This is a genomic window from Streptomyces sannanensis (genome assembly GCF_039536205.1).
Classification (GTDB): Bacteria; Actinomycetota; Actinomycetes; order Streptomycetales; family Streptomycetaceae; genus Streptomyces; species Streptomyces sannanensis.
Genome location: NZ_BAAAYL010000001.1, coordinates 5,831,897 through 5,858,452, shown reverse-complemented (window position 1 = coordinate 5,858,452; position 26,556 = coordinate 5,831,897). Strand labels below are relative to the sequence as shown.

31 protein-coding genes are annotated in these 26,556 nt (G+C 70.3%); 16 read left to right on the top strand and 15 right to left on the bottom strand.

All coding sequences use genetic code 11. The features are described from left to right. Window positions 1-2 precede the first annotated feature (2 nt). From ABD858_RS27400 to ABD858_RS27370, 7 genes are all read left to right on the top strand, one after another. Window positions 3-833: an aldo/keto reductase gene (locus ABD858_RS27400; RefSeq protein WP_345042361.1), complete on the top strand. Its 831-nt coding sequence runs from the start codon at window positions 3-5 to the stop codon at window positions 831-833. Between the two features lie 3 nt (window positions 834-836). After that, window positions 837-1,307 carry an RICIN domain-containing protein gene (locus ABD858_RS27395; protein ID WP_345042359.1) on the top strand — a complete coding sequence of 157 codons (471 nt, stop codon included), beginning with the start codon at window positions 837-839 and terminating at the stop codon, window positions 1,305-1,307. A gap of 343 nt (window positions 1,308-1,650) precedes the next feature. Beyond that, on the top strand, window positions 1,651-2,589 hold the full coding sequence (locus ABD858_RS27390) for an ABC transporter ATP-binding protein (protein WP_345042357.1): 939 nt from the start codon (window positions 1,651-1,653) through the stop codon (window positions 2,587-2,589). Next, window positions 2,586-3,326 carry a hypothetical protein gene (locus ABD858_RS27385; RefSeq protein WP_345042354.1) on the top strand — a complete coding sequence of 247 codons (741 nt, stop codon included), beginning with the start codon at window positions 2,586-2,588 and terminating at the stop codon, window positions 3,324-3,326. The genes ABD858_RS27390 and ABD858_RS27385 overlap by 4 nt, the downstream gene beginning before the upstream one ends. Next, window positions 3,313-3,921, top strand: a complete 609-nt coding sequence (locus ABD858_RS27380) for a TetR/AcrR family transcriptional regulator (protein WP_345042352.1) — start codon at window positions 3,313-3,315, stop codon at window positions 3,919-3,921. The genes ABD858_RS27385 and ABD858_RS27380 overlap by 14 nt, the downstream gene beginning before the upstream one ends. Before the next feature lie 20 nt (window positions 3,922-3,941). Continuing rightward, a complete protein-coding gene (locus tag ABD858_RS27375) occupies window positions 3,942-4,085 on the top strand; it encodes a hypothetical protein (RefSeq protein WP_345042350.1) in 144 nt (47 codons plus the stop codon). A 29-nt stretch (window positions 4,086-4,114) separates the two neighbouring features. Continuing rightward, window positions 4,115-4,534 carry a nuclear transport factor 2 family protein gene (locus tag ABD858_RS27370; protein ID WP_345042347.1) on the top strand — a complete coding sequence of 140 codons (420 nt, stop codon included), beginning with the start codon at window positions 4,115-4,117 and terminating at the stop codon, window positions 4,532-4,534. Between the two features lie 110 nt (window positions 4,535-4,644). Here ABD858_RS27370 and ABD858_RS27365 read toward each other — a convergent pair whose 3' ends face one another. Next, complete coding sequence (locus tag ABD858_RS27365; protein ID WP_345042345.1) at window positions 4,645-4,833, bottom strand: hypothetical protein; 189 nt, start codon at window positions 4,831-4,833, stop codon at window positions 4,645-4,647. A 97-nt stretch (window positions 4,834-4,930) separates the two neighbouring features. Between ABD858_RS27365 and ABD858_RS27360 the strand changes: the two genes are divergently transcribed. The 3 genes from ABD858_RS27360 (at window position 4,931) to ABD858_RS36905 (ending at window position 5,924) form a co-directional block, all read left to right on the top strand. After that, on the top strand, window positions 4,931-5,194 hold the full coding sequence (locus tag ABD858_RS27360) for a hypothetical protein (RefSeq protein WP_345042343.1): 264 nt from the start codon (window positions 4,931-4,933) through the stop codon (window positions 5,192-5,194). After that, window positions 5,191-5,562, top strand: a complete 372-nt coding sequence (locus ABD858_RS27355; protein ID WP_345042341.1) for a PIN domain-containing protein — start codon at window positions 5,191-5,193, stop codon at window positions 5,560-5,562. Before ABD858_RS27360 ends, ABD858_RS27355 begins: the two co-directional genes overlap by 4 nt. Window positions 5,563-5,849: 287 nt before the next feature. Next, window positions 5,850-5,924, top strand: coding sequence for a 50S ribosomal protein bL37 (locus tag ABD858_RS36905; protein WP_109542219.1), 75 nt, complete (start codon window positions 5,850-5,852; stop codon window positions 5,922-5,924). A 96-nt stretch (window positions 5,925-6,020) separates the two neighbouring features. On the opposite strand, the gene ABD858_RS27345 is transcribed toward ABD858_RS36905, so the two are convergent. Continuing rightward, a complete protein-coding gene (locus tag ABD858_RS27345) occupies window positions 6,021-6,326 on the bottom strand; it encodes a 4a-hydroxytetrahydrobiopterin dehydratase (RefSeq protein ID WP_345042340.1) in 306 nt (101 codons plus the stop codon). Between the two features lie 138 nt (window positions 6,327-6,464). Here ABD858_RS27345 and ABD858_RS27340 point away from each other — a divergent pair, with 138 nt between their 5' ends. Further along, window positions 6,465-7,268 carry a helix-turn-helix domain-containing protein gene (locus ABD858_RS27340; RefSeq protein ID WP_345042338.1) on the top strand — a complete coding sequence of 268 codons (804 nt, stop codon included), beginning with the start codon at window positions 6,465-6,467 and terminating at the stop codon, window positions 7,266-7,268. Here the strand turns inward: ABD858_RS27340 and ABD858_RS27335 are convergent. Beyond that, window positions 7,258-7,677 (bottom strand): hypothetical protein, encoded by a 420-nt coding sequence (locus ABD858_RS27335; protein WP_345042336.1) that lies wholly within the window; start codon window positions 7,675-7,677, stop codon window positions 7,258-7,260. The two genes, ABD858_RS27340 and ABD858_RS27335, sit on opposite strands and share 11 nt — an antisense overlap. A 706-nt stretch (window positions 7,678-8,383) precedes the next feature. Between ABD858_RS27335 and ABD858_RS27330 the strand changes: the two genes are divergently transcribed. Continuing rightward, on the top strand, window positions 8,384-9,595 hold the full coding sequence (locus ABD858_RS27330) for a globin domain-containing protein (RefSeq protein WP_345042334.1): 1,212 nt from the start codon (window positions 8,384-8,386) through the stop codon (window positions 9,593-9,595). Window positions 9,596-9,769: 174 nt separating this feature from the next. Here the strand turns inward: ABD858_RS27330 and ABD858_RS27325 are convergent, their stop codons facing one another. From ABD858_RS27325 to ABD858_RS27305, 5 genes are all read right to left on the bottom strand, one after another. Continuing rightward, complete coding sequence (locus ABD858_RS27325) at window positions 9,770-10,699, bottom strand: LysR family transcriptional regulator (RefSeq protein ID WP_345042332.1); 930 nt, start codon at window positions 10,697-10,699, stop codon at window positions 9,770-9,772. 4 nt (window positions 10,700-10,703) lie between these two features. Next, on the bottom strand, window positions 10,704-11,897 hold the full coding sequence (locus ABD858_RS27320; RefSeq protein WP_345044930.1) for a glycine C-acetyltransferase: 1,194 nt from the start codon (window positions 11,895-11,897) through the stop codon (window positions 10,704-10,706). A gap of 324 nt (window positions 11,898-12,221) precedes the next feature. Beyond that, window positions 12,222-13,250 (bottom strand): L-threonine 3-dehydrogenase, encoded by a 1,029-nt coding sequence (tdh, locus tag ABD858_RS27315; RefSeq protein WP_345042329.1) that lies wholly within the window; start codon window positions 13,248-13,250, stop codon window positions 12,222-12,224. A 145-nt stretch (window positions 13,251-13,395) separates the two neighbouring features. Beyond that, on the bottom strand, window positions 13,396-13,701 hold the full coding sequence (locus tag ABD858_RS36900) for a hypothetical protein (protein ID WP_425586262.1): 306 nt from the start codon (window positions 13,699-13,701) through the stop codon (window positions 13,396-13,398). A gap of 270 nt (window positions 13,702-13,971) precedes the next feature. Beyond that, window positions 13,972-14,754 (bottom strand): DeoR/GlpR family DNA-binding transcription regulator, encoded by a 783-nt coding sequence (locus ABD858_RS27305; protein WP_345042327.1) that lies wholly within the window; start codon window positions 14,752-14,754, stop codon window positions 13,972-13,974. Between the two features lie 121 nt (window positions 14,755-14,875). Here ABD858_RS27305 and ABD858_RS27300 point away from each other — a divergent pair, with 121 nt between their 5' ends. Further along, window positions 14,876-15,760 carry an SIS domain-containing protein gene (locus tag ABD858_RS27300; RefSeq protein ID WP_345042324.1) on the top strand — a complete coding sequence of 295 codons (885 nt, stop codon included), beginning with the start codon at window positions 14,876-14,878 and terminating at the stop codon, window positions 15,758-15,760. Here the strand turns inward: ABD858_RS27300 and ABD858_RS27295 are convergent, their stop codons facing one another. The 3 genes from ABD858_RS27295 to ABD858_RS27285 all read right to left on the bottom strand — a co-directional run bounded on the left by ABD858_RS27295 (window position 15,761) and on the right by ABD858_RS27285 (window position 20,058). Then, window positions 15,761-16,426 (bottom strand): hypothetical protein, encoded by a 666-nt coding sequence (locus ABD858_RS27295; protein ID WP_345042322.1) that lies wholly within the window; start codon window positions 16,424-16,426, stop codon window positions 15,761-15,763. A gap of 65 nt (window positions 16,427-16,491) precedes the next feature. Continuing rightward, the gene (locus tag ABD858_RS27290; RefSeq protein WP_345042320.1) at window positions 16,492-17,868 is read right to left on the bottom strand and encodes an amino acid permease; all 1,377 of its coding nucleotides are present in this window, start codon (window positions 17,866-17,868) and stop codon (window positions 16,492-16,494) included. A 63-nt stretch (window positions 17,869-17,931) separates the two neighbouring features. Further along, complete coding sequence (locus tag ABD858_RS27285) at window positions 17,932-20,058, bottom strand: phage holin family protein (RefSeq protein ID WP_425586353.1); 2,127 nt, start codon at window positions 20,056-20,058, stop codon at window positions 17,932-17,934. A 107-nt stretch (window positions 20,059-20,165) separates the two neighbouring features. On the opposite strand from ABD858_RS27285, the gene ABD858_RS27280 reads away from it, so the two are divergent. Together ABD858_RS27280 and ABD858_RS27275 are read left to right on the top strand one after the other, a co-directional pair. Then, entirely contained in the window at window positions 20,166-20,948 is a 783-nt protein-coding gene (locus ABD858_RS27280; RefSeq protein ID WP_345042316.1) for an MBL fold metallo-hydrolase, read from the top strand. Further along, window positions 20,945-21,556, top strand: coding sequence for a DedA family protein (locus tag ABD858_RS27275; RefSeq protein ID WP_345042314.1), 612 nt, complete (start codon window positions 20,945-20,947; stop codon window positions 21,554-21,556). The genes ABD858_RS27280 and ABD858_RS27275 overlap by 4 nt, the downstream gene beginning before the upstream one ends. On the opposite strand, the gene ABD858_RS27270 is transcribed toward ABD858_RS27275, so the two are convergent. The 3 genes from ABD858_RS27270 to ABD858_RS27260 all read right to left on the bottom strand — a co-directional run bounded on the left by ABD858_RS27270 (window position 21,513) and on the right by ABD858_RS27260 (window position 25,132). Continuing rightward, entirely contained in the window at window positions 21,513-22,565 is a 1,053-nt protein-coding gene (locus ABD858_RS27270; protein WP_345042312.1) for an MBL fold metallo-hydrolase, read from the bottom strand. The genes ABD858_RS27275 and ABD858_RS27270 overlap by 44 nt on opposite strands. Then, on the bottom strand, window positions 22,565-23,797 hold the full coding sequence (locus tag ABD858_RS27265) for an aminotransferase class I/II-fold pyridoxal phosphate-dependent enzyme (protein ID WP_345042310.1): 1,233 nt from the start codon (window positions 23,795-23,797) through the stop codon (window positions 22,565-22,567). The genes ABD858_RS27270 and ABD858_RS27265 overlap by 1 nt, the downstream gene beginning before the upstream one ends. Window positions 23,798-23,917: 120 nt before the next feature. Beyond that, window positions 23,918-25,132: a sulfite oxidase gene (locus ABD858_RS27260; RefSeq protein ID WP_345044927.1), complete on the bottom strand. Its 1,215-nt coding sequence runs from the start codon at window positions 25,130-25,132 to the stop codon at window positions 23,918-23,920. A gap of 118 nt (window positions 25,133-25,250) precedes the next feature. On the opposite strand from ABD858_RS27260, the gene ABD858_RS27255 reads away from it, so the two are divergent. Beyond that, window positions 25,251-25,646, top strand: a complete 396-nt coding sequence (locus ABD858_RS27255; protein WP_345042308.1) for a DUF2795 domain-containing protein — start codon at window positions 25,251-25,253, stop codon at window positions 25,644-25,646. Window positions 25,647-25,806: 160 nt separating this feature from the next. Here the strand turns inward: ABD858_RS27255 and ABD858_RS27250 are convergent, their stop codons facing one another. Continuing rightward, a complete protein-coding gene (locus tag ABD858_RS27250; protein WP_345042305.1) occupies window positions 25,807-26,391 on the bottom strand; it encodes a TIGR03086 family metal-binding protein in 585 nt (194 codons plus the stop codon). Between the last annotated feature and the right edge of the window lie 165 nt (window positions 26,392-26,556).

Below are 26,556 nucleotides of genomic sequence, written 5' to 3'. Positions count from 1 at the left end.
TCGTGAGCAAGGTTCCCTCCATCACCCTGAACAACGGCGTCGAGATGCCGCAGCTCGGATTCGGCGTCTGGCAGGTGCCGGACAACGAGGCGGCGAAGGCGGTCGGCACCGCCCTGGAGGCCGGGTACCGCAGCATCGACACCGCGGCGATCTACGAGAACGAAACAGGCACAGGGAAGGCCATCGCCGCCTCGGGCCTCCCCCGCGAGGAGCTGTTCGTCACCACCAAGCTGTGGAACAGCGATCAGGGGTACGACTCCACGCTGCGCGCCTTCGACGCCTCGCTGGAGAAGCTGGGCCTCGACTACGTCGACCTGTACCTGATCCACTGGCCGGTGCCCGCCAAGGGCACGTACGTGGACACGTACAAGGCCCTTGAGAAGATCCACGCGGACGGCCGCGCCAAGGCGATCGGCGTCTCCAACTTCCTGACCCCGCACCTGGAGCGGCTGATCGGCGAGACCTCCGTGGTCCCCGCCGTCAACCAGATCGAGCTGCACCCGCAGCTCCAGCAGTCCGCCGCCCGTGAGTTCCACGCCGCGCACGGCATCGCGACCGAGGCCTGGTCCCCGCTCGGCCAGGGCCGGGGCCTGCTGGAGGTGCCGACGATCGTCGCCGTCGCCCGTAAGCACGACAGGACCCCCGCGCAGGTCGTGCTGCGCTGGCACATCCAGACCGGGAATGTGGTGATCCCCAAGTCCGTGACCCCGTCCCGGATCAAGGAGAACATCGACGTCTTCGACTTCGAGCTGGACGCCGACGACCTGGCCGCCTTCGCCGCCCTCGACGAGGGCCGCCGCCTCGGCCCGGACCCGGCCGTCTTCGGCGCCTGACACATGACCGAGGGGGCAACGACACCTGTCGAGGAGGGGCTCTATCTGCTGCGCAACGTCGGCAGCGGGCTCCTCCTCGAGGTGTACGGCGAAAAGAAGGGCAGCGGCGCCAACGTCCAGCAGGGCAAGGACACCGGCTCCCGCGCCCAGCAGTGGCACGTCTCCCCGGTCCACCCCGGCGCCGGCCTGTACCACCTGGTGAACGCGAACAGCGGCAAACGGCTGGACGTGACGGGCGCGTCGACCGAGAACGGTGCGAACGTCCAGCAGTGGAAGGCCAACAACTTCGGCGCCCAGGAGTGGCTGATCGAGCGGCACCTGGACGCACCGGGCCGGGTGTCGCTGGTCAGCCATGTCAGCGGCCTGCTGCTGGAGGTCGCGGACGGCAGCACGGCCGACGGCGCGAACGTCCGGCAGTGGGAGGACACCGACTCCCCCGGCCAGTGGTGGCAGTTGGATCCGGTGTCCCACTGACCGCTTCCGTTCCTGTCGGCTGCTGCTGACGATCCCGACCACCGGCCTGTCGGGCACCAGGTACCCAGGGCCGGTGACGTCGGCCAGGCGGTCCAGGATGCATCGCGGCAGCCGCCGGCAGTGCGCATGCGACCGTTCCTGCGTGAGCGTCAGGCGCTGCTGAGTTCCCGGTCAGGGGCGGCACAGCGAAGGCATTGACAACGAGCGCGGCGGGCGGGTCGAGCCGGTCGCGGCGGTACGCGAGACAGACGATGCCAGCCGATGGTCGGGCGGGCACGTGGCTCGTACAGAAATGACGCTTGCACCCTTGTCGTGAACCCATGTTCACGCTACTTTCGTGAACATGGGTTCACGAACAGGAGCGATTACCTGCCGCTCCCTGTCCAAGGTTTTTGATCAACGGACAGTCGTCGATGACGTCTCCTTCGAGGTCCCGGCGGGCACGATCACCGGGTTCGTGGGAGCCAACGGTGCCGGTAAGACGACGACGATGCGGATGCTGCTCGGTCTGGTCGCGCCGTCGGCCGGCACGGCCTGGGTGAACGGGCGACCGTACCGGGAACTGACGCAGCCGCGCCGGGAGGTCGGTGCGGTCGTCGACGGGCCCGGCGCCCACCCGGGACACTCGGCCCGTACCCATCTGACGATCATGGCAACAGCCGGCGGTCTGCCGCGTCGGCGGGTCGAAGAGGTCCTGGACCTGGTGGAGTTGACCGAGCAAGCCCACCGAAGGGTGGACGGTTTCTCGATGGGAATGCTGCAACGGCTGGCTCTGGCCGGGGCGCTGCTGGGGGACCCCGGATTCCTGATTCTCGACGAACCGGTCAACGGCCTTGATCCGCCCGGCATCCTGTGGGTTCGCGATCTGCTGCGCCGACTGGCCGAGGAGGGCAGGGCGCTGCTGGTCTCCAGCCACCTGCTGTCCGAGCTGGCGGAGGTCGCCCACCGGGTCGTGATCATCGACCGGGGTCGGCTGGTCGCCGACACCACACTCGACGACCTGTTGGCCGAACAAGCACCCGTGGTGGAGGTGCGCTGCGCCGACCCGGCGCCGCTGGTGCGAGAGTTGCGGGCCCGTCAGCTGAAGATCGTTGCAGAGGGCGACACCCTGCTCGTCGAGGGCATCGGGACCCGCGAGGTGGGCGAGATCGCGGCCGCCGTCGGTGCCGGTCCGGTCCATTGGCTGACCCAGCGGTCCAGCAGTTTCGAAGATGTGTACTTCGGGCTGGCGGGATCGATGACGGACCGGGCGTACGACGAGTCGAATGGTGCGGGGTCATGAATCTCTTCCGAGCCGAACTGCGCAAGGTGCGCTCCACGCCTGTGACGTGGTGGTTGCTGATGAGTACCGTCGCCATCGGGGTTCTGGGTACCCTCGCGCCGCTGATCGCCGTCGACGGGAAGCCGGTCGACCTGCTCGACGATCACCAGATCCGGGCGGCGCTGCACGGTGCGGCCGGCGGCGCGGTCCTCGTGCTGGTGGCCGGAATCATCGGCATGGCCGGCGAGTGGCGTTTCGGGCAGATCAGCCAGGCCTTCCTGAGCACGCCGCGTCGGTGGCGCGTGGTGACTGTCAAGACGGTCGTCCACCTGGGGATCGGGACGGTCTACGGGACGGCCGCCGCCGTGGCGGCGACCGCGACCGCCTGGGGCTGGTACCGGACCAAAGGCCTCACGTTGCCGTTCGACCGATCCGCGGTGTGGCTGACCCTGATCGGGTGTGTCGTGGTCGCCGCTCTGTTCGGAGTCCTCGGTGTGGCGGTCGGGGCGATCGTCCGACGGCCGGTCCCGGCCATCGTCGGCGCCCTGGCCTGGACGGTCCTGGTCGAGCCGGCGCTGTTCGCCGCGGCACCGAAGGTCTTCCGGTGGCTGCCGGGGATCGCGTCGCTGAGCCTGCGCCGCCAGCCCGCCGAGCATCTGCTGCCGGCGGGTGCCGCCACCGCTGTCCTGCTCGGGGTCATCGCCGTCGCCCTGGCCGCCGGGGTACGTCTGGTGGAGCGTGACGATGTCACCGGCTAAGCGCAGTACCGAAACGACCCTGCAGCTACGGTCCTCGCTCATCGAGCACGCCCGTCGGCTGATCGCCCGCGACGGGGCAGCCGCCCTGACCATGCGGGCGCTGGCCACCGAGGCAGGCTACTCCGTCGGCCTGCCCTACAAGATCTTCACCGATCGACGCGAAATCGTCGCCGCGATCGTCCACATCGAAGTGGAGAAGCTGCGAGCGACCTGCGACGAACTGGTCGAGCGGGCCGGCACCGCGACCGTCGCCGGTAACCTCATGTGGTTCGCCGAGGCCTTCCTGGACTCGCCGGCGGTTGCGCTCACCGAAGAACTGCTCTCCGACAAGGCGCTGCGGCAATCGGTCACCGCCACCGCCCACGACGCCGGTATGAGCCCGGGCGCCCTGCCTGTCGTCCTGTCGCGCTATCTCGCCGCGGAGAAGCAAGCCGACCGCGTCGCACCCCATATCGACGAACACGCCTTCGGATTCCTGATCGCCGGTGCGCTGCACAACCTGCTGGTCGCCGGCGAGGCATGGCCACGACCCGCCCGCCCCGAACTGGAACAGATCCTCACCGCCACCGCCGCGGCGATCGCCGTCGCGCGCTGACGCCGATGAAGGGGAAACCGATGAACACGCCCTCAGAGCCCACCCCGTACCGGGCCAACCGCCGGATGAGCCGGCGCCGCATCGTGCTGATCGTGATAACCGCCGTTGTCGTGGTGGCCATCGGCCTGACCCTGCATGTGGCCGGCGTACTACCACCTGAGTGACCGGCGCCGAAGAAAGCCCGAGGACAGTCGTGGACAACGTTCCCAGCACCAGGCCCGGCGGCGTCACGCCGCGTGAGGTGGTGGCCAGGCTGTACGCCGCCATCTCCCGCGGCGACACCGCGACCATCAACACACTCATCCACCCGGACGCGGACCTGTGGGTACCGGGCGCCAACCCGCTGTCCGGCGCGTATCACGGCACCACCGGCCTGGCCCGGTTCACCCGGGCGGCCGCCGATATCGCACCCGGCGGCACGCACACCGACGTCATCGACATCATGGCCGGCGAACGGTACGTGGCTGTGTACGGCGTCTCCCGTGCCGGCCGCCCCGGCCGCCGGCCCCTGACCAACCACACGATGCACCTGGTCACCGTCGAGGAGAACCGTGTCACGGCGATCGCGATCTTCAACGCCGACCAGCGCGCCGTCGATGAGTTCTGGCGCTGACCGGGGCTCGGCCGGACCCTGCCGGGACCGGCCGGTCGGGTTCGCTGCGTCGGCCGACGTGCGGGAGCGCATCACCATCGGCGTACCCGCAACGGTCGTACACGCGACGGTCAGCGACGTGCGCCGGTGGGCCTGATCCCGAGAAGCCCGAACTCGTCGAAGGCGAAGACCCGGTCCGGGAAGCGTTCGGGATCTACGTCAGCCGGAGCACGGTCCTGCACCTGGTCGACGCGCTGCCCGAGCCGGAGATGCCCGCGCCGCGGGTGGCCGGTGTCGACGAGTACTCCACTGGCGAACACGGCTGCATCGGCGCGGGCATCGGCAAACAACCTGGGCAAAGGTCCTGGTCAGTCGGACGTCTGCACATCGACTGGTATTCAGGCGTATTCTCCAGGCGTGGCTGACACAACGATAAAGATCACCGAAGAGGTTCGCGACCGTCTGCGACTGCTGGCCGAAGAGCGGGGGCTCAGCACTCGGGCGTTCGTCGAACGCCTCGCTGTCTCCATGCCCACTGAAGCCGAGCGGGCCGAGCGTACGGCCCGGGGAGTGGCCTACGTACGCGCCAACCTGGGCGTGGACCTCACCGATCGTGACGTGGAAGAGGCCCAGGAGTGGAGGGCGGCGATCGTCGCAGGCCGAGTGGGGAGTCGTAGGTGATCGTTCTCGACCACACGGCGGTCGTCGCCCTCTGTCGCGGTCATCGTCTGCTGTCCGGCCTCGCAGTTGTCGGAGTGGAGGAACTGGCGCAGCGCGCCCATGTCCCTGCGCTCTGCCTGGTCGCCGCGGGCCTGGAGCTCCCGGGTGCTGCCGGTCACGTCGGCGCGCTACCGGGCCTGGAGTTCCTCCCCCTCGACTTCGCCGGGGCGGCGGCCGTGGAGCAGGCGGTTTCGGCGGGCATCGACTGGACCTACGCGCATGCGGTGTACGCCGCTGTCTCAGGCCCGGTGGACGGCCACATCCTGACCGCAACGCCTGAGGCATACGACGGCACGGGGGTGTGGGCAGTCGACATCGGCAAACCCTGAGCTCCCGCGGTCACGCGCAGCAGGCCGTGTGGACCGTGCGGGCCAGGAGCAGGTAGACGTCCTGGCGGTGGTGCAGGCCTTCCGGGTCGTCGGGGTCGAGGAGGCGGTCGAGTACGGCAACGTCCTCGGGCGCCGGCCGATCGCCCGCTGGGAGCAGGCATTCTCGATGGACGGCGAGCGGACCTGGGCGACCGACTGGCTCATGGAGTTCTCGCGACCCGCGCGAACGGGGTCGGCAAACTACACTGACACGGGAATGGATATTCCAGACATAAGGAGACTTTCCCATGTCGAAGCGAGGCAACAAGCGCCGCGGCCGCAAGAAGAAGAAGGCCAACCACGGCAAGCGCCCCAACGCCTGACAGGCACGCACTCCCGGGCGTCGGCCCTGCCTGCGCAGGGCCGACGCCCGGGTCGCGGGGCGCACCGAGACGGCTTTCCGGCAACTCCCTCGCGGTTCAGCCGGCTCCGTGGCCCGGCGCGATCTTCTCCACCCGGTGTGCGAGTTCGAAGTCCATCTCGGTGACCGCACCTCCCGCGGTGTGCGTGTTCACGGAAAGCGCCACGGTGTTGTAGCCCAGGGTGAGATCCGAGTGGTGGTTCAGCTCCTCCTGGATCTGCGCGATGTGCACGACCAGCGCGGTCGCCGCGAAGTGCGTGCCCAGTCGGTACTCACGGGCGATACGGTCCCCCTCGAGGGACCATCCGGGCAGTTCGCGCAGGCGGTCCTCGACGTCCTTCTGCGACAGCGGCTCCACGGGCATGGCAGACCCCTTTCGGATACGGCTTCCGATACGGCTTCGAACATGACGGCCGGGAATCGAAGTATGACCCGCCCGAGACCCTTCGATGCCGCTGCGACGCCGTCGTTTCCGCGCATCCGTGTGAGTTACCTTCATTGCATGTCAACTGCCGTACTGGACACGTCAATCGGCCCGCTGCTCCGTGACTGGCGGGAGCAGCGCAGGCTCAGCCAGCTGGAGCTGGCGCTGCGCGCCGACTCCTCCGCCCGGCACATCAGCTTCATCGAGACGGGCCGGTCCCGTCCGAGCGAGGAGATGATCCTGCGGCTGGCCGAACATCTCGACGTCCCGGTCCGGGAGCGCAACGTCCTGCTGCTGGCGGCCGGTTACGCCCCGCGTTACGCCGAGACCCCGCTGCACGATCCGGCGCTCGGCACACTGCGCGAGGGCATCGAGCGACTGCTGCAAGGCTACGAACCGTATCCGGCGCTGGTCGTCGACAGGACGTACAACGTCGTCGCCGCCAACCGGGGCATCATGATGATGCTGGACGGGGTGGCGGAGCATCTGCTCGCCCCGCCGCTGAACGCCATGCGGCTCACACTTCACCCGCAGGGAATGGCGCCGCACATCCGCAATCTGCGGGAATGGCGCGGACATCTGCTGGCCCAGATGGAGCGTCAGATCGCGCTGGCCAGGTCCGAGGCGGTGCGCGCGCTGTACGACGAGGTGGCCGCCTATCCGCTGCCGGAGACCGGGGACCACAGCAGTCACCCGGAGGAGCCCGTTCCGTACTTCGCCCTGCCGCTCCAGCTCGAGCACAACGGCCGGACCCTGTCCTTCATCTCGTCCATCTCGACCTTCAACACCCCGATGGACGTGACAGTCGCCGAGCTGGCCATCGAGACGTTTCTCCCGGCCGACTCGGCGACAGTCGAGTATCTGCAGTCCCTCAGGCCGTAGTGGCACGCAGCGACAGGAACTGGAGCACGGCGAAACCCCCGACGGTCATGGCCTGCATGGGGATCCAGACGGCACCCGCGGTCGTCGGCGAGAACCAGGCGACCATCGCGACGATGCTGAGCACGGCCCACAGCACATTGATGTCGATGACCGCCTTCACGGCGAGGGCCGGCGGCTGCTTCCGCGTGGCGAGGTAGCCGACTCCCGCGCCGTACACCATCAGGACGATGCCGAGTTCGAACAGCACACCGGACCCGATGCCGAGCAGGTTGCCGACCGGCTTCGAGTCGATCAGGTAGACCAGTCCGTTGGCACCGGTGACGATGGCGTCGAGGGCGAGGAAGCGGCGCAGCATGGTCTGCGGGCGGTCGGTGCGGGAGAGGGTGCCGAGCAGGGTGGTGGCGGACATGCCGATCAGCCTCCGTCGAGGTCGAAAAAACTGGTCAGAGGGGCCGTGGACCGGGCGGAGTGCGCCGCCCGGGCCCCGGTGACTCCCACCTTGCCCGGTTCCACACGGAGGGTCGATTACCGCTGAGGTAATACCGGTGTCATGGCCTCCGAGCAGGTCAGGAGGCCGTGCGCGGGGACCGTTGGACTGGGAGGGAGCCACGCGAGGCCAGCAGCTTGGATTCAGTGCTTTGGGGGCTCGGACGATTCTGCTGCGCAATTCGGCTGAGCAGCAGAGACCGGCTACGAGGGCAGCGCCGACGGCCTCGTTGTCGCAGGTCGCGGTCCGCGCGTCGGAACCACCCGGGAATTGCCCAGCGGAGTCTCGGACATGCCGAAGATCTCGCCCATCGCGTGCGCCCCCTGTGTGTGCGATCAATGTCAGTCGCACAGGCCTGGGCCGACTCGCCCGGCCCTGGTGCGCGTCATAGCCTGGGGGGACAAATCCAATCCTGGCCGCGGCATCAGGCCGCCTCCCGGCAGGCGGCCGCCCGTCGCGGATCGGCCGCGTCGCCGCCAAGGGTCTCCCTCCATCAGTCGTCAGCACCTGTCCGGCTGCGGCCCAGCCGCTGCCGGGCTTCGGCCGGCCCGCTTCGATGCCCTCGTGTGACCGCTGCGGTTCAGGGCCCACGGCCGGGATCCACACGTCCTCGCTGGAGGAACCTCCCATGCTCTCAGACACCTCTCGGCCTGTCGTTGCAGCAACACTGCCAGTCGTCGCCGAGCACATCGGAGAAATCGCCCAGCGCTTCTACAGGCACATGTTCGCCGAGCATCCGGAACTCCTGAACGGCGTCTTCAACCGCGGCAACCAGGCCCACGGAGATCAGCAGAGGGCGCTGGCCGGATCGGTGGCGGCGTTCGCGAGCGGACTGGTGGAATCACCGGAGCACATCCCCGAGCACCTGCTCTCGCGGATCGCGCACAAGCACGCGTCCCTCGGCATCCGTCCCGATCAGTACCAGATCGTCCACGACAACCTGATGTGGTCGATCGCCGACGTCCTGGGCGACGCGGTCACTCCAGAGGTCGCCGCCGCCTGGGACGAGGTCTACTGGCTGATGGCCAATGCTCTGATCAACCAGGAACGCGGCCTCTACAGCGCGCGTGGGGTCAGACCGGAGACGGTATGGCGGCAGTGGAAGGTCGAGAAGAAGATCCGGGAGACCCACGACGTGGTGACCTTCGTGGTCAAGCGGATCGACCACCGCCTGGTCAAGACCTCGCTGCCCGGCCAGTACGTGACTGTGCGGATGACGATGCCGGACGGGGTACTCCAGCCGCGCCAGTACAGCCTGACCCGGGCCGACGACGGGGAACACCGCCAGTTCTCGGTCAAGCGGGTCCGTGGCGTCGGCGACGAGCCCGACGGGGAGATGTCGACGCTCCTGCACGACTCGGTGGACGTGGGCGACATCCTGACACTGTCGCTGCCGTACGGCGACGTCGTGCTCGACGACTCGGGACGGCCAGTGGTGTTCGCCACCGCGGGTATCGGGATCGCCCCGGTGGCCGGGATGCTCTCGCACCTCGCCAAGGCCGGGTCCGGGCTGCACATCACACTCCTCCACGCCGATCTCGACGAACCCTCGTTTCCCCTGCGCCGCCAGGTCGTGAGCGACGTCCTGGAGTTGCGGCAGGCGGAGCTGTACGCCTGGTACGAGAAGGGCGTGGAGAGCATGGAGCCGCTGAACGGGGTCTTCCAGGGACTGATGAACCCCGCAGCGGTCGATCTGCCCGACCGCGCCCTGTACTACCTGTGCGGCCCGCTGCCGTTCATGCAAGGTGTGCGCAGCAGGTTGCTCGAGCGGGGCGTCACGCCCCAGGACATCCAGTACGAGGTGTTCGGCCCCGACCTCTGGCAGGCGGACCTGGACTAGGACCGGCAACGTTTGCCCGGCAAGGAGCGGCGTCCGGTGCGTGTGATCGCAAGGCGGCCGAAGGTCCTCGGAGCAGCGTTACTCGGGTTTTCGGCCAACGCAGCGAGCGTGCGTGCCTGGGAGCACCCCTGTGGGCACCCTGGGGGCACCCCCAGCGGTAGCTGGGGGTGCAGGTCAGGCCATGAATGCCGAATCGCGCCCGATCCGCGCAGCGGCCGTCCGGAGGGCCTCCAGCACCGGTGTCAGCAGCGGGTGCTGCTCGGAGCCGCGACGCACCGCAGCGAAGACCTTGCGCGTGGGGACGTTGCCGTCAACGGGGTGCACCACCACACCGGAGAGGTTCATGCCACGCAGCGCGGAGCGCGGCACCAGCGCCACGCCCGCGTCGGCGCCCGCGAGCGCGACCACGGCACGGAAGTCGTCGGACGAGTGCTCCATCACGGGCTGGAAGCCGGCGTACTCGCAGGCCAGCACCACCACGTCGTAGCAGGGATTGCCGGGGTACGGGCCGATCCACGGGTCCTTCGCCAGCTCGGCGACGGAGACCCGCCCGGCGTCCGCGAGCCGGTGGCCCAGGGGCAGCACGGCGTCGAACGGCTCCGCGTACAGCGGCACACGGGTGATCCGCAGATCGTCCTCGCGGGGCGCGCCCCGGTACTCCACCGCGACGGCCAGGTCGATCCGGCCGTCCAGCACCATCGGCAGGCTCTCGTCGCCCTCTGCGTCGTGGACCCGGACCCGGATGCCGCCCGCCGTGGACGCGAGCTCGACGATGGCCGGTGCCACCACCTGGCCGATGCCAGTGGCGAAGGAAGCCACGGTGACCTGGCCGGCGGCCCCGGAGCTGTATGCGGCGAGTTCCGCCTCGGCGCGGTCGAGCTGGGCCAGTACCTCGTTGGCGTGGCCCAGCAGGATCTCCCCCACGGCGGTCAGCCGCATGCCCCTGGCGCTGCGCTCCAGCAGGCGGTGGCCGGTCTCCTGTTCCAGGGCGGCCAGCTGCTGCGAGACGGCGGACGGGGTGAGATAGAGCGCGGCGGCCGCGGCCGTGACCGTGCGGTGGTCGGCAACCGCCCGGAAGATGTGCAGCCGCCGCGCGTCAATCATGCGGTCATCCTGCCAAGGACGCCCGTGCTGCGACAAATGCGTCGACTGCCCGGTTGACGTCCTCGGTGGAGTGCGCGGCGGACAGCTGTACCCGGATTCGGGCCTGGCCCTGCGGCACGACGGGGTACGAGAAGCCGATGACGTACACGCCGCGCTCCAGCAGCTCCTCGGCCATACGGCCCGCCACCGCCGCGTCCCCGATCATCACCGGGGCGATGGCGTGGTCGCCGGGGAGGATGTCGAAGCCCTCCTCCGTCATGCGCGTACGGAACAGCTTGGTGTTGGCGTTCAGACGGTCGCGCAGGTCACCGGCGGACTCCAGCAGGTCCAGGACCTTGAGGGAGGCGGCCGCGATCACCGGGGCGAGGGAGTTCGAGAAGAGGTACGGACGGGACCGCTGGCGCAGCAGCGCGACGATCTCGGCGCGGGCCGCGACATAGCCGCCGGAGGCGCCGCCCAGGGCCTTGCCGAGGGTGCCGGTGATGATGTCGACACGGTCCATGACGCCGTGCAGCTCGGGCGTGCCACGACCGCCGGGGCCGACGAAGCCGACGGCGTGCGAGTCGTCGACCATCACCATCGCGTCGTAGCGGTCGGCGAGGTCGCAGATCTCGGCCAGCGGCGCGACATAGCCGTCCATAGAGAACACGCCGTCGGTGACGATCAGACGGCGGCGGGCGTCGGAGGCCTCCTTGAGCTTGGCCTCCAGGTCGGCCAGGTCACGGTTGGCGTAGCGGTAGCGGCGGGCCTTGGACAGGCGGATGCCGTCGATGATGCTGGCGTGGTTGAGGGCGTCGGAGATGACCGCGTCCTCCTCGCCGAGCAGGGTCTCGAAGACGCCGCCGTTGGCGTCGAAGCAGGAGGAGTACAGGATCGTGTCCTCCTGGCCGAGGAAGGCCGAAAGGCGCTGCTCCAGCTCCTTGTGAACCTCCTGGGTGCCGCAGATGAACCGGACCGAGGCCATGCCGTAGCCCCAGCGGTCCAGGGCCTCCTTGCCCGCGGCGACGACCTCGGGGTGGTCGGCCAGGCCGAGGTAGTTGTTGGCGCAGAAGTTGAGGACGTCACCGGGACGTCCGCCGGCGGTGACGCCGACGGTGGCGCTCTGCGGGGTGCCGATGACCCGCTCCGGCTTGTGCAGGCCGGCGGCGCGGATCTCGTCGAGGGTGACGCGGATGTCGTCGCGCACGGAGTCGAACATGAGGATCTCCTGGGGCGTGGGGTGGATGCGGTACGGGCGAGTGCTGCTGGGGGCGGGCATCTTCCCGCCCCTTTCCGGCTGTATCGATGTGCGGCTCCGCCGCGCGGGGGTCCGGGACCCGGTCCTCGATCGCCGGACTGGCTGAACGTTGCCCGAGTCAGGCATGAAGCTGCCCCGGGCGGGCTGGGAAAATCGAGCCCGTCCGGCGATTGAGGACATCACCCGAAGGGCGGTCCCGAGGCCTGCAGCGACGCCCCGGAATCGGCACCCAGGGGGCAGAGCCCCTGATTCGGCAGGGGTCGGGGAGCCTCGCCGCAGGCGTGATCAGACGGTCCAGTCGAGAATGACCTTGCCGCCGCGGCCGCCCGCCGCCTCGTCGAAGGCCGCGTCGAACTCCTGGTGCGGGTAGCGGCCGGTGATGACGGGGGCGAGGTCGAGGCCGCCCTCCAGCAGGACCGACATGGAGTACCAGGTCTCGAACATCTCCCGGCCGTAGATGCCCTTGATCGTGATCATGGAGGTGACGATCCGGGACCAGTCGACGGCGAACTCGTCGGACGGCAGGCCCAGCATCGCGATCTTGCCGCCATTGGTCATGTTGGCGATCATGTCGCGCAGCGCCTCGGGCCGGCCGGACATCTCCAGGCCGACGTCGAAGCCCTCGCGCAGGCCGAGGTCGCGCTGACCGTCCGCGATGGTGGTCTCGGCGACGTTCAGGGCGAGGCTGACCCCGACCTTGCGGGCGAGCTCCAGCCGCTCCTCGCTCACATCGGTGATCACGACATTGCGCGCACCCGCGTGCCGGGCGACGGCCGCGGCCATGATGCCGATCGGACCGGCCCCGGTGATCAGCACGTCCTCACCGACGAGCGGGAAGGACAGCGCGGTGTGCACGGCGTTGCCGAACGGGTCGAAGATCGCCGCTATGTCGAGGTCCACGGGGACCCGGTGCACCCACACATTGGACTCGGGCAGCGCCACATACTCGGCGAACGCACCGTCCCGGCCGACGCCCAGACCGATGGTGTTACGGCACAGGTGACGGCGGCCGGCCAGGCAGTTGCGGCACTTTCCGCACACCAGGTGGCCCTCGCCGCTGACCCGGTCGCCGACCTTCACGTCCTTGACGGCGGCACCGATCTCCACGACCTCACCGACGAACTCATGACCCAGCACCAGCGGAGTCTTGATGGTCTGCTGTGCCCAGCCGTCCCACTTGCGGATGTGGAGGTCGGTGCCGCAGATGCCGGTGCGGAGCACCTTGATCAGTACGTCCCCGGGGCCGATCTCCGGCTCCGGGACGTCTGTCAGCCAGAGTCCAGGCTCTGCCTTGTGCTTCACGAGGGCCTTCATTGCGGCGGCTCCTGTACAGGGTGAGGCGCCCGTGCGCACCGGATCACGGCAGGCGGGCGGGTGAGGAGGGGATTCCGGAAGAAATCTGCCGCACTCCGGCCTCCCGGTCCATCGAGGTTTTCTTAACCTCGGCCTCAGCTGTCCTTCACGCCCCTCTGGCCACCCTCCGCCGGCCGCCCTCGAAGTACGCGACCAGCGCCGGATCCGGCGGCGTCACGTCGTACGGCACACCGCCCTCGCGCAGTGAGCGGGTCGCCAGGACACCGGCGGCGGCACTCATTCGGGCGGCGACCGGTGAGGTGTCGGTGGGGCCGCACACCCGGGCGAACCGGCGGAACTCCTCGATGATCCGTCCGTCCGCGCCGCCGTGCGAGCCCTCGGCCTCGGGGACCTCGAGGACGGCGTCGGCGCCGGGACGGTAGTCGGTGGGGCCGGTGTTCCAGACCCGCACCTCGTCGCCGGGGCGGTTGCCGAAGTTCTCCAGCCGGCCCTCGGTACCGATGACGGCGTAGTTGCGGAAGTAGTCGGGGCTGAAGCATCAGCCGTACGACACCCGTGTGACGCATGTTGTGCCCGACGTACAGCCGGGTGCCGGTCTCGTACGCGGTGCGCAGGATGGTGTCGTACTGCTCCACGGTGATCCCGAGCGGCTTCTCGTCCAGTCACGCTTGTAAACGCGCTTAATTTTGCATTTACAGACAACACCGTGCAGCGAGCTCGCTCACGCCTGGACGACCGTCACCCCGCGCTCCTCGAACTTCCTGACCTCGTCGGGCGCACCCGAGTCCGTGATCAGCGTGTCGATGGCCGACGTCTCGCAGATGCGCGTGAAGGCGTGGCCGCCGAGCTTGGAGCTGTCCGCCACCACCACGAGCCTGCGAGCGCGGGCGGCGAGCAGGGCGTTGATGTTGGCCTCGTGCTCGTTGTGGGCGCTGGCGCCGTTCTCGGCGTCCACCGCGTCCACACCGAGGAACGCGATGTCGAGGCTGACCTCGCGCAGGATGAGGCCGGCCAGTGGGCCGACCAGCTCGAAGGAGAGCGGCATGGCGACCCCGCCGGTGGCCACGACCTTCACCTGGGGGCGGACCGCAAGCTCGTTGGCGATGTTCAGTGCGTTGGTGACGATGGTCAGGAGCGGCTCGTCGGCCTTCTCCGGCCAGTCCGGCCGGGTGGCCAGTGCGCGGGCGACCTCGGTGGCGGTGGTGCCCCCGTTGAGCCCCACCACCATGCCCCGGCGCACCATCGCTGCCGCGGCGCGCGCGATGCGCTCCTTCTCCGAGGACTGGCGTACCGATTTGTAGCGCAGGGGGAGGTCGTAGGAGACCGTGTGTGCCACCGCACCGCCCCGGGTACGGGTCAGTAGCTGCTGCTCGGCGAGATGGTCGAGGTCCCGGCGGATCGTCGCCGGCGACACGTCCAGCTCCTCGGCCACGCTCTCCACCTCGAGCTGGCGCCGCTCGGCCAGCAGTTTGAGCAACGCGCTGTGCCTCTCGTACCGGTTCACTGCAACTCTCCCTCCACTGCGGGCCAACAGGATCGCACCTCGCGACGAGCATGCTTGAAACTGCTCGAAACCATCACCTAGCATGCATGATTGAACATCCTCACAGGAGTGGAGAGCGCGGATGACTCATGTAGCGTCAGAGATGGCCAGTCAGCCGGAGTGCTGGCGACGGGCGACGGAGCTCGCCGCGACCGGACAGGGCGGCCTGCCGCTCCCCGGCGAACGGATCGCCGTGGTCGGCTGCGGCACCTCGCTGTTCATGGCCCAGGCCTACGCCGCGCTCCGGGAGAGCTCCGGTCAGGGCGAGTCGGACGCCTTCGCGGCCTCGGAGTTCCCCGTCGGACGCCGTTACGACCGGATCCTGGCCCTCACCCGCTCCGGCACCACGACCGAGGTGCTCCAGCTGCTCGCGCAGGCCCGCGGTACGGCCCGGACGACCGCGATCACCGCGGACCCGTCGACCCCGGTGATGACCGCGGCCGACGACGTCGTGGTGCTCGACTTCGCCGACGAGAAGTCGGTCGTGCAGACCCGTTTCGCGACCACCGCGCTCACCCTGCTGCGCGCCCATCTGGGTCTGCACAGTGAGTCGGTCGTCGAGGACGCCGAGGTCGCCCTCGAGGAGCCGCTGCCCGAGGGGCTGGTGACCTGTTCCCAGTTCACCTTCCTCGGCCGGGGCTGGACGGTGGGCCTGGCCAGCGAGGGCGCACTCAAGATGCGCGAGGCCTCACTGGCGTGGACCGAGGCCTACCCCGCCATGGAGTACCGGCACGGCCCGATCTCCATCACCACCAAGGGCACGGCGACCTGGATGCTGGGCGCCTCCCCGCCCGGACTGGAGGAGGAGGTGCACTCGACCGGCGGTCTCTGGGTGACCGGCGGTCTCGACCCGCTGGCGGAGCTGGTACGGATCCAGCGCCTCGCCCTCGCCATCGCCGAGGCACGCAGGCTCGACCCGGACCGTCCGCGCCATCTGAGCCGGTCGGTGATCCTCAGCCCGGCGTGATCACTTCTTCTTGCGCGAGGTCTTGTAGAGCTGCCTGGTGAGGTCCGCAAGCTCCGACATGGACAGAGGGGCATTGACGGCGGCCACGGTGCTGTGGTCAGCCCAGACGCAGACCGCCTCCGGTGCTCCGTTGTAGGTGCCCTTGGCCTTCCGGCACCGCATCACCGCACCGTCGTAGCCGCCGATGCCGAAGTCCTCTACTGTGCCACGGACAAGCTTGATTCCCCGGAACGGTACCTGCTCACGCTTCGCGATGGACCGGAAGAAGCGGTCGACCGCCTGGTCCGGCTCGGGGATGTCGCCCTGGAGCCCTCTGAACGCCAGCCACTTGGTGTCGGCCGCGCCCTCCGGCGGTCCCGACCGGTAGTAGGCGCCCGTGCCGGACGCGTTCCTGACAATGCGGTTGGCGTCCCGCGGTGAGATGCCGATGCCGATCACTTCGGTCGCGCCCTGGTAGCAGTCGGCGTCGGAGGGCTGGCCCGCACAGTCTATTTTCCCCACATAGCGGAAGTCCCCCGACCGCTTCTCGTATTCGCCGACCGACCGCGGCGGAGCCAGCTTGTACCCCCTGGTGTCGGCCCCGGCCGTGGTGCAGCCGCCAACAAGTGCGGCGAGCGCCACAACGCCCGCCATCACCAGGGTCGTTCTTCTCCGATGGTCACGCATGGAACGTGCTTCTCCCCTCCGCCGCTTCACGCGTTCAGACTGCTGAGGGGAGTGGAAGGTTGTCCTCAGGCACTCACAGGCTCGGCGAGCGCCGCCTCCGCCTCCGCCTCCGCTTGGCGAGCCTTGCGCCGCGCGGCCATGAACGCGTACACCAGCACACCCGCGAACAGGAACAGCACACCCTGGTAGACCGCCGCATAGCCGGAGCCTGCGACCAGCCACATGGAGAAGCCGAAGGCGAGCACGGCCAGCACTCCGTCGCGCGCCAGCCGGGCGCGGCTGACCAGTTCGGAGCGGCCGGAGGCCAGGAAGTAGATCTGGGCCGCGGTGGCCAGCAGATACGGAACGGTCGCGGTGAAGGTGGTGATCAGGACCAGGGCCTCGAAGACGCCCTTCGAGCCGGCCGTGTAGTTGTAGACGGTCAGCAGCGAGGCGAGAACCACGGTGACGGCGACACCCACCGTCGGAACGCCTCGCCGCTTCCGTGCGAACACGGCAGGGAACAGTCCGTCCCGGGCCGCCGCATAGGGCGTCTGGGCGCTCAGCAGGGTCCAGCCGTTGAGCGCTCCGAGCATGGAGATCAACGCGGCGCAGGCGACGAGGGAGCCGCCCCACGTGCCGCCGAACATGGCGTTCACCGCGTCCGTGAAGGGGGCTCCGGAATCGACGAGCTTGTCGTGCGGAACGGTGCCGAACACCGCGAGCGTGCCGAGCAGATAGACGACCGCGGCGCCGATGGTGCCGAGGACGGTGGCCCGGCCGACATTGCGCGCGGGATCGCGCACCTCGCCCGCGCTCACCGCGGCCGACTCCACGCCCAGGTAGCTGAAGAGCAGAATCGCCGCGGAGGCGGAGACCGCGCCGATCGCCGACTGGTCGGACGCCTGGAACGGACCGAGGTTGTCCGCGTCGAAGAAGAAGAGACCGCCCACCGCGACCAGCAGCAGCGGCGCGAACTTCAGCACGGTCGCGACGAGCTGGACCGCGCCGACATAGCGGGTGCCCGCGAAGTTGGCGAGCGCCGGGAGCCACTGGATGATCAGGGCTGCGGCCAGCGTCACGGCCTTGTTGTCGTGCAGGGGTATCAGGACGTCGAGGTAGCCGACCGCGGCCACGGCGAGCGCCGCGTTCGACACCCAGGCGGTGATCCAGTAGGACCAGGCGGCCAGGAAGCCCGCGAAGTCACCGAAGGCCGCGCGTGCGTAGACATACGGGCCACCGGTGTGCGGGAGCCGCTTCGCGAGCCGGCCGAAGACCAGGGCCAGCGCGATGGCGCCCACGGTCAGCACGCCGAAGGCGAGCAGGCTGATCGTGCCGAAGGGCGCGACGGACGCCGGGAGAAGGAAGATCCCGCCGCCGATGATGTTGCCCATGACCAGAGCGGTCGCGACCGGAAGCCCGAAACGGCGGGCGTGTCTGCTCTCTTCGTCCTGCTTCGCCACAGTTCAATGCGCCTTTCTCCGTACGTCCGGAACATGGTGAGGTACGGATTTCGTCGCACCAAATCACGAGGAATCATCCTGCCAGGAGTGTTCGATAATCGGAATACCTGCTCCGGAAGTGCCTTCCGGCCGCGAAATCTCCACCGGCACCTGCGGACCCTCGCACTCCCCCAGCCAGCGCCGCAGCACCTCGTGGACCTGTTCCGCGCCCACCAGCTCACGGCCGTCCGCCAGCGGCGGGGAGAACTCGAGCGGTGACAGAAGGAAGGGGCGCGACTGCTCCCCGCCCAGCCCGCCATGCGAACCGATCTGCTCCTCGAAGGCGTGCACCCGGCCGGTGGCCGGGTCGTAGGCGGAGTTGACCATGATGTCGGCGACATGGGGGAAGCCGTCGGTGCGCCGCACCGCGGCGGCGGCCCCCCGCCCGAAGACGGCGAGCGGCCGCGCGGCCTCCGTGGCCTCGTCGCTCTCCTCGTCCAGCCGCACTTCCGCCCCGTCCGCGCCGAGTACCAGCGCACCGTGCTCCTCGCTCTGCACGAGGAGGAAGCCGATGCCCGGGTGCTCGGCGAGGGTGCTCAGCAACGCGGGGTGACGGCGTTCGATCTGCTCGCGGGTCATCCGTCCCGGCACATCGGGGAAGGAGACCAGCCCCAGGTTCCCCGAGGCCAGGACGACCGGCTCCGAACGACGCCCGGGACGCTCCCCGTCACCGTCCCCGACGGGTACGTGCAGGGCGATCTTCGCCGCGTCCCTGGCCTCCGCGCCGCGCACGGGGCGCTCGGCACGGCGCGCCCGGGGCAACCGGCAGCCGGCCCTCACCAGGTCCTTGAGTGTCACTCCGTAGGCGCCCTGGAACGTCTCCCCCGGGCTCTGTCCATGATCGGAGAGCAGCACGATCCGGTACGGGCGCGGGGCGTGCGCGGCGGCTTTGGCGATCAGGGCGATCGACCGGTCGAGCCGTGCGAGCACCTGTTCCGCGTCCCGGCTGCGCGGCCCGGAGTGGTGTGCCACTTCGTCGTACGCGACAAGATCGGCGAAGACGGCGGTACGGCCCGCCAGGACGTCCCCCATCACCGCGGCGACGACCACGTCCCGCTCCACGACGGTCGCGAACGCGCGGATGAGGGGATACAGACCGCCGCGCTTGACCCGCGGCGTCACCTTGCGCATCCGTGCGCGGGTCGACTGGGTGATCTCCCGGCACACTTCGTCGACGAAGGAGACGGCGGTACGCACCGCGTTGGCCGCGTCGGAGAAGTAGGCGAAGTAGCCGGCCCGGGAGCGGTTGTTCTTCCCCCGGCGCGCGGCGACGGACAACACCAGGGCCACCTGTTCGGCGCCTCCGCTGAAGAGATTGCCGCGGCCGGCGCCGTCGAGGGTGAGCAGCCCGTCGTGGCCGGTGCGCTCGACGGCCCGGCGCTGGAGTTCCGCGGCGCCGGCCGGCCGGTTGCAGACCATCAGCCTGCCGGCGTCCTTCTCGTACCAGCGGAACGCCGGAACGTCATGGTTCGAGCCGTGCAGGATGCCGAGCTGGCTGGCACCGGTCTGGCTGGACCAGTCGGTGCGCCAGGGAGTGAGCCGGTGCGTCGGCTGCTCACCGCCCAGCCAGCCGGCGACGGTCGGCATCAGCCCGGAGTCGACGGCATACCGCAGTACGTCGTGGCCGACCCCGTCGAGCTGGAGGAAGACCGTGCCGGGGGTCTCCGGGGCGGGCTCGCCCCCACGGCGGCGCACCGCGAGCCTGGAGAGCCTGCGCCGGTACGCGTCGTCGTCGCGGACGGCGAGCGCCGTGGAGGTCGCGGACGCCACGGCGGACATCGCGGCGGCGACCACCACCGCGGTCTCCGGCTGGGCCTCACCACCGCCGGACGGGATCAGACTGAGCGCGATCAGCAGCAGTGAGCCGTTGAGGAAGAACACCAGCAGGCCCAGTACCAGCGCGGGCACCAGCAGGAACGCCCGTACCACGATCGGCCAGACCAGAGCGCTCAGCAGACCGAAGGCGGCCGCGCCCCAGGCCGCGGTGAGCGCGATGTCGGTGAGGCTGTTCCCGCTCTCGGACGTGAGCCGGAAGTCTGGCAGGATCGCAGCAAGCACCAACAGCGTCAGCGTGGACACCGCCCACACCACGACGACCCTCACCGCTGCCCTGCCGGCCTTGCGCCACCGCTCTCCGACCACGCCTCCCAGCGTGGCACAGCGTGGCAACCGTGGGCGGCCGGAGGGTCGGGCTGGTCGCCGGCCGGGCATCCGTCGCACGATTGGGTGGTCCAGGGAAACGGAACGAGGAGGCGGCGGTGCCGGTGGAGGTCACCTGGTGGGGTCATGCCACCTGCACGGTCGAGGACTCCGGGGTGCGTGTACTGACCGACCCTCTGTTCGCCCGCAGGCTGGCCCATCTGCGGCGCCGGCGCGGCGAACTGCCGCCGCCCGAGGCCGCCGTCGCCGAGGTCGTGCTGGTCTCCCATCTGCACTCCGACCATCTGCATCTGCCGTCGCTGGCGCGGCTGGGACCGGGCACTCTGCTGGTCGTGCCCCACGGCGCCGGCCGGGCCGTGCCGGGGCTGCGGCGTCTGGCCGCGGAACTCGGTCTGCGGATCACCGAAGTGGCACCGGGCGACGACATGAAGATCGAGGGGCTGCGGGTGCGTGCCGTGCCCGCGCTGCACGACGGGCGGCGGCTGCCCGTGGGGCCGCATCGCTCACCCGCGCTCGGCTATGTGATCAGCGGTGAGGCGCGGACGTACTTCGCCGGGGACACCGGGCTGTTCGACGAGATGGCCGAGGCGGTGGGTCCGGTCGACCTCGCGCTCCTGCCGGTCGGCGGCTGGGGCCCGTACCTCGGCCACGGACACCTCGACGCGGGACGGGCGGCCCAGGCGCTGGCCCGGCTGGCGCCACGGGCCGCCGTACCGGTGCACTACGGCACCTACTGGCCGATCGGAATGGACGCGGTCCGGCCGCACGAGTTCCACTCCCCCGGCGACGAGTTCGAACGGAAGGCGGCACGGCTGGCACCCCAGGTGGCGGTGCACCGGCTGGGACACGGCGAGAGCGTCCGGCCGGAGGTCAGCCGTTGATTCCCGAGCTCCTGGGGCAGGTGCCACCGGAATCCACTCAGACCGCCGTGGGCTATCCCTCCCTCTTCCTGCTCGTGGTCCTGGGGTCGCTGGTGCCCGTGGTGCCGACGGGGGCGCTGGTCAGCTCGGCCGCGGTGGTGGCCTTCCATCAGACCGCGCCGTTCGCGCCGGCGATGGTCTTCGCGGTGGCCGCACTGGCCGCCTTCCTCGGGGACATCAGCCTGTACGGGCTCGGCCGGCGCGGAATGCGGTCCAGGACCGGCTCGCGCCGGCTGAAGTCACTGCGCGAGGGTGTCGCACCCGACCGGCTGGCGCAGGCACAGCGCAAGCTGCGCGAGCACGAGGTGCCGGTGCTGGTGGTCTCCCGGCTGATCCCGGCCGGCCGCATACCCGTGATGCTGGCCTGCCTGCTCGGCTCGATGCCGCTGCGACGGTTCGTACGCGGGGACGCGCCGGCCTGTGTGGCATGGGCCGCGACATACGGGCTGATCGGCATCCTGGGCGGCTCGCTCTTCAGCAAGCCCTGGCAGGGCGTGGTCGCGGCGGTGGCGCTGACGCTCCTCATCAGCGCCACCCCGACGGTGTGGCGCCGGCTGCGTCACGGCTAGGAACGTCCTCGAGCACCCGGGACCCGCCGACCGGGAGGTCCCACAGCCGTTCGCGTGCCAGGCCTTCCTCCTCCCAGGCGGCTCGCACCCGGATGAGCGGCTCCAGCACCGGCTCCGCGGACAGCAGAAACGCCCCCCAGTGCATCGGCGCCATGTTCCGCGCGCCCAGGTCCCGGAAGGCCCGCACGGCCTCCTCGGGTTCCATGTGCACATCGCCCAGCCACCAGCGCGGTGCGTACGCCCCGATCGGCAGCAGCGCCAGCCCGATCCCCGGGTGTCGGCGCCCGATCTCCTTGAACCGGTGGCCGTAGCCGCTGTCCCCGGCGAAATACACCCGCTGCCCGTCCGTGCCGGTGAGCACCCAGCCACCCCACAGCGAGCGGCAGGTGTCGAGAAGGGAGCGCCTGGACCAGTGGTGGGACGGTACGAAACCGAAGCGCAGACCACGCAGTTCGGCGCTCTCCCACCAGTCCAGCTCGGTGACGTTCGTGAAGCTGCGGCGCCTGCACCAGCGGGCCAGCCCTGCCGGGACGAACAGCGCAGTGTCCCGCGGCAGCCTCTTCAGCGTGGGGGAGTCCAGATGGTCGTAGTGGTTGTGGCTGATCACCACGGCGTCCACCGGCGGCAGGCTCTCCCAGGGCACCCCCACCGGGGTGATCCTGGCCGGGATACCGAGGATCCGGCGGGACCAGACGGGATCGGTGAGCACGGTGAGCCCGCCGATGCGCACCACCCAGCTCGCGTGCCCCGCCCAGGTGACGGCTACGGTGGAGGCGTCCACCGTCGGCACCGGGCCGGACCGGAAGGGCAGCCTCGGTACGTCACGCAGTCCCTCGGCATCGGGACGCACCGCGCCTTCACGGGCCAGCCTGACCAGAGAGCGCATGCCCGGCAGCGGGGCGGTGAGGCGGTCCCGGAAGGACCTGGGCCAGATCCGGTACTCGCCGAGCGGGCGCGGCGCCACCTCGACGGACGGGGGGCGCCCGGTTCGTTCCGCCTGATCCGTCATCACGGGGGCTCCCTTCGGTGCAGTTCGTCGAAGACCGACCCGAAATTCCTCAATGCCTCGGCCACATGAGGCAGTTCCAGCGGATCCACCGCGTTCAGAGACTCCAGTCGCTGTTGTTCGGTTGAGCCGAGCAGCGGTCCGGTCGCGAGCCGCACACGCAGCGCGCCCAGCTCGTCGCCGAACCGGTGTCCGCCGGGGGCCGACGCGCCCAGACGTGCACTGAGATGCTCCTCCAGTTCCATCGAATCGTTGACACCTCGCTCGGCGAGGCGCTCGCGCAGCTCACCGAGGTCGGCGTACAGATGACGGCCCGCCTGGGGAGGGCGGGCCAGCACACCCGAGGCGAGCACCGCGCGATACGCCGCGGCCGCCACGCGCGCGTACAGCACGGCCGCCTGCCGGGTCCGGGCCACGACCGGCTGCGGCTCGCCGAGCGCGTGGGCCGCCGCCGCCGCGACCGGGCCCGCCACCACGGCCCCCAACGCGGTCAGAATGTCCAGTGTCCTGGCCCGCCGGGCCACGCCCTCCACCGTGGCCGGGAACCGCGCGACCGCGCACGGCCACCCTTCGGGCGTCAGTCCCCCGGCCAGGTCCGCCAGCACCGTCACGTCGTCGGGCCACATCTCCGCCGGACTGAGCAGCACCGTGTCGTGCGGGCTGTGCAGCGTGTCCCGCCAGGTCTCGTCGCTGACGATGTGCAGCCCCTCCGTCACAGCGGCCTCACAGGCCTCCCGCACCACCTCCGGCGGGGCGACGGTGGCCGTCGGATCGTCGGCGACGGAGAGCAGCAGCAGCCGCGGGGTGCCGCCCTCGGCCCGTACCCGCCGGATCGTCTCCAGCAAGGCGTACGGGTCCGGTACGCCGCCGCACTCCGCCGGGGTCGGCACGTGGTAGGCGGGCACGCCGAGCAGCCGGGCCTGCGGGGTCCACCAGGCGGGGCAGGGCCGGGGCATCAGCACGTCCCCGCCGTGCGCGCCGAGCAGCGCGCACAGCAGCGGCTGCACGCCGGGGGCGGCCGCGATGCGGTCGGCGTCACCGTGCAGGCCGCGGCGCTCCCAGTAGCCGCACGCCGCCTCCCGCAGTGTCCGGCCGCCGCCGGGCGGCTCGGGCTCGGTACGCCCCGCCGCGGCGGCCAGCACGCCGGCGAGCTCCGGCAGCACGGGCAGCCCCGGCCCGGGCGCGTGCGGCCCATACCGGACCGGCCCGTGCCCCTCCGGAACCGTCCGCCGCATGCCGCCACCTCCGGGAGACGAGACCCATTGAGCCCTTTATACGAAGATTTCCGGTGCTCCGCGATTTTCAGTCCCGGGGCGCTCCGGTTGTGCCGGTCTCCGTCCAGGTCGACCGGCGCGTCAGGTGATCGTCACCGGGTGGCGCACCACCGCGTCGAAGAGGTAGCCCTGCGTGTTCGGCACCGAGCGCAGAGGCTGCGTGTTGCCCGCCTCGTCCGTGGCGCGGGCCATAAGGACCGCCGGGCCCGGGCGGGGCGGCCGCCAGTCGGCCGACCAGCGGACCCAGCCGTCGCGCCGCGGCGTGTCGTGCAGCTGCGCGGGGCGCCAGTGGGTGCCCCCGTCCGTGCTGATGTCGACCCCGCGCACCGGCGCGGCCGCGGACCAGGCGCGGCCGGTGAGGCGGTGGCTCCGGTCCGCGCCCAGCGTGGCGCCGAAGGGGAGCTCGAAGGCGCTCTTGATGGTCTGCCGGTTCACGACGGGCCCGCCCTCCGGCGGATACGCCGGCCCGAAGAGGCGGTAGTACTCCGTGTTCCATGGCGAGTGCAGCGGTTCCACGCCGACCTGGATGTCGCCGACCCATTTGACGGAGGCGATGCCGGCCCAGGAGGGGACGATCACGCGTACCGGGAAGCCGTGGTCGTAAGGAAGGGGCTCGCCGTTCATCTCATACGCGAGCAGGACGTCGTCCAGGGCCTTGGCCACCGGCATCGGCCGGCGTACTCGGCCGAAATTCACCCCTCCGCACATCCATTCGTCGTCGAGTCCCCGCGGCATGACGTCGACGGCGTCGCGTGTGATCCCGGCACGTCGCAGGACCTCGGCCAGCGGCACCCCGCGCCATGCGGCGGCGCCGATCGCGCCGAGCGTCCAGGGGGTGCCGGTGACCCGGTCGCCCTGCTGGCTCGTGTAGTGGCTTCGGCCGTTGCCGGCGCACTCCAGGACGACGGTCCGCGTCGTGGACGGCAGGGCACGCAGTTCGTCGTAGCCGAAGTCGACGGGACCGCCGCTCAGGCCGTCGCCCCAGATCGTCAGCTTCCAGGTCCTCTCGTCGATCCGCGGCGTGGAGGTGTGATTGCGGACGAAGAAGCGGTCGACGGGGGTGATCGGCCCGGTGCCGCGCAGAGCGTGGAAGTTGGTCTCGGCGTTGGTGCCGCGGACGGTGAAGAGCTCGGTCGGCAGCGGCTTGACGATGCCGGGTTGTGCGGCGACGGACAGGGAGGCGCCGGCCAGGTCGGGGTCCGGCGGTACGGAGGCGAGCATTCTCAGCAGGTCACGCCGGACCGGAGCGCGGAGCCAGGGGTGGGCCCGGAGCTCCTGCGTACGTGCGGGCGACATCGTCATGGCACGACTCCTCGGACAACAGAATGTGGAAGGTGGGAAGAGAGCGTCAAGAGCAACAGCAGCACACTTACGCTGGGAGGACAGTCCCTTCCCGGACATTCCGGAGGCAGCCATGCAACGAGGCAGCGACCGGCTCAGCCGCTACAAGGACGAAGCGAGAAAGCACGAACTGCAGGCTCTGCTGCACGCCGGCCATCCCACCAGGGACGCGGAGTGGTACGACCCGGAGCCCCCCGCAGACGATGACCCGGAACCGGCGAACCGTTCGGCGCCACCGCGTGGTGCCGGCAGCGGTGCGTTCGAACAGTTGCGCTCCGAGCTGGGCAGGCATCTGGGGCGTACCCCCTTCCCCGCGCGCAGCAATGACGTGGTGCGCACACTGCGCGAACGGCACGCCCCCGACCGGCTGGTGGAGCAGGTGGAGGCCCGGCTGCCGGCGGACGGCAGGTACAGCACGGTCGCGGACGTGACACGCGCGGTGTCCCGCGAGCCCGGCGGGCCGTTCTAGTGCCGCGACCGGCAACGTCTGCCCGGCAAGGAGCGGCGTCCGGTGCGTGCGATCGCAAGGCGGCCGAAGACCTCGGAGCAGCGTTACCTGGGTTTTCGGCCAACGCAGCGAGCGTGCGTGTCGGACGTCGCGACGGGGCAAACGTTTGCCGGGAGGGGCACTAGACGCGCCGGCCGAGGACGGAGAGCAGCCTGGTCTGGGCGTCGGCCCCGGGCGGGGGTTCGACCGGGGGGCCGAACACCCCGCTCTTGGCCAGGTCCGCCACGTACGGGGCGTACTCGCGCTCGGCGAAGTCGACGAGTTCCGCCGGGAGCCGGTCGTCGGCGCCGATGGCTCGCGCGAGGTCCCAGCTGTGCACGATCGCGTCCGCGGCCATCTGCGAGCAGTAGCCGACGGCCGGGCTCGGCCCGTACGACAGCCGCACGGTGCGGTCCAGCGCGCCGGGGGCCGAGAACGCGTCCCGCGCGCCGCGGGCAGCCGCGTCCCAGGCGGCGGCGGGGTCGTCGCCGAGCACATCGCCGTCGAAGGCGTCGCCGACGTCCGCGATGGTGCGTCCTTCTCCCACGAGGGGGACCACCCACAGCTGTTCCCCGGTGAGGTGGTTGACCAGATCGCGCACCGACCATTCGGCGCAGGGCGTGGGCGCGCCCCACTGATCGGGGCGGACGGCGTGGACGTATCCACCGAAGAGATCGAGTGAAGCGCGCAGACGTTCGAGGAGTGTGTTCTGATCGATGGCTGCCATGCCTGTCACTCTCCCCTCGCCCGGGCCGGGGCGCGACTCACTGTTCACCCGTACGGGCCCGTGCCGGGCGGGTAGGCATGCGTTCATGAAAAGCGGGCTGCCCAGGTCCTGTCCGGTCGATCAGGCCGGATCAGGGAGCGGCGACTGGTGCCGTGCATCGCAAGG

Bases quoted from the DNA above. Each gene is read 5' to 3' on its own strand.
- ABD858_RS27395 (WP_345042359.1), top strand. From the start codon at position 837: ATGACCGAGGGGGCAACGACACCTGTCGAGGAGGGGCTCTATCTGCTG.
- ABD858_RS27390 (WP_345042357.1), top strand. From the start codon at position 1,651: ATGGGTTCACGAACAGGAGCGATTACCTGCCGCTCCCTGTCCAAGGTT.
- ABD858_RS27385 (WP_345042354.1), top strand. From the start codon at position 2,586: ATGAATCTCTTCCGAGCCGAACTGCGCAAGGTGCGCTCCACGCCTGTG.
- ABD858_RS27380 (WP_345042352.1), top strand. From the start codon at position 3,313: ATGTCACCGGCTAAGCGCAGTACCGAAACGACCCTGCAGCTACGGTCC.
- ABD858_RS27375 (WP_345042350.1), top strand. From the start codon at position 3,942: ATGAACACGCCCTCAGAGCCCACCCCGTACCGGGCCAACCGCCGGATG.
- ABD858_RS27345 (WP_345042340.1), bottom strand. From the start codon at position 6,326: ATGCCCGTGGAGCCGCTGTCGCAGAAGGACGTCGAGGACCGCCTGCGC.
- ABD858_RS27340 (WP_345042338.1), top strand. From the start codon at position 6,465: ATGTCAACTGCCGTACTGGACACGTCAATCGGCCCGCTGCTCCGTGAC.
- ABD858_RS27335 (WP_345042336.1), bottom strand. From the start codon at position 7,677: ATGTCCGCCACCACCCTGCTCGGCACCCTCTCCCGCACCGACCGCCCG.
- ABD858_RS27330 (WP_345042334.1), top strand. From the start codon at position 8,384: ATGCTCTCAGACACCTCTCGGCCTGTCGTTGCAGCAACACTGCCAGTC.
- ABD858_RS27325 (WP_345042332.1), bottom strand. From the start codon at position 10,699: ATGATTGACGCGCGGCGGCTGCACATCTTCCGGGCGGTTGCCGACCAC.
- ABD858_RS27320 (WP_345044930.1), bottom strand. From the start codon at position 11,897: ATGTTCGACTCCGTGCGCGACGACATCCGCGTCACCCTCGACGAGATC.
- tdh (WP_345042329.1), bottom strand. From the start codon at position 13,250: ATGAAGGCCCTCGTGAAGCACAAGGCAGAGCCTGGACTCTGGCTGACA.
- ABD858_RS27300 (WP_345042324.1), top strand. From the start codon at position 14,876: ATGACTCATGTAGCGTCAGAGATGGCCAGTCAGCCGGAGTGCTGGCGA.
- ABD858_RS27295 (WP_345042322.1), bottom strand. From the start codon at position 16,426: ATGCGTGACCATCGGAGAAGAACGACCCTGGTGATGGCGGGCGTTGTG.
- ABD858_RS27270 (WP_345042312.1), bottom strand. From the start codon at position 22,565: ATGACGGATCAGGCGGAACGAACCGGGCGCCCCCCGTCCGTCGAGGTG.
- ABD858_RS27265 (WP_345042310.1), bottom strand. From the start codon at position 23,797: ATGCGGCGGACGGTTCCGGAGGGGCACGGGCCGGTCCGGTATGGGCCG.
- ABD858_RS27260 (WP_345044927.1), bottom strand. From the start codon at position 25,132: ATGTCGCCCGCACGTACGCAGGAGCTCCGGGCCCACCCCTGGCTCCGC.
- ABD858_RS27255 (WP_345042308.1), top strand. From the start codon at position 25,251: ATGCAACGAGGCAGCGACCGGCTCAGCCGCTACAAGGACGAAGCGAGA.
- ABD858_RS27250 (WP_345042305.1), bottom strand. From the start codon at position 26,391: ATGGCAGCCATCGATCAGAACACACTCCTCGAACGTCTGCGCGCTTCA.